The sequence below is a fragment of the Streptomyces sp. NRRL B-24484 genome (assembly GCF_000717715.1).
In the GTDB taxonomy this organism is placed as follows: Bacteria; Actinomycetota; Actinomycetes; order Streptomycetales; family Streptomycetaceae; genus Kitasatospora.
In genome coordinates this window covers 1-433 of record NZ_JOAI01000154.1, presented here as the reverse complement: position 1 = coordinate 433, position 433 = coordinate 1, and the positions used below count along the sequence as shown (strand labels likewise).

At 73.2% G+C, this 433-nt stretch carries 1 protein-coding gene; it reads left to right on the top strand.

Translation table 11 applies throughout. The features are described from left to right. The coding region (locus IE98_RS52175) for a hypothetical protein (protein WP_199923063.1) at positions 1-433 on the top strand (433 nt) is incomplete at both ends.

Genomic DNA, 433 nt, shown 5'->3' with positions numbered 1-433 from the left:
GTCGTCGCGCCCGCGGTAGCCACCGCCACCGGACGGACGGTCGCCGTACGACGGACGGTCGTCACGACGCGGACGGTCACCGTACGACGGACGGTCGTCCCGACGCGGACGGTCACCGTACGACGGACGGTCGTCACGGCCACGGTAGCCACCGCCACCGCCACCACCGGACGGACGGTCACCGTACGACGGACGGTCGTCACGACGCGGACGGTCACCATAGGACGGACGGTCATCGCGACGGAACTCGCCACGCGGACGGTCGTCGCGACGCTCACGGTCACCGAAGGAGGGACGGTCGTCGCGACGGGGACGGTCACCGTAGGACGGGCGATCGTCACGGCCGCGGTAGCCACCGCCACCGCCACCACCGGCGGGACGGTCGTCGCGCCCGCGGTAGCCACCGCCACCGGACGGACGGTCGCCGTACGAC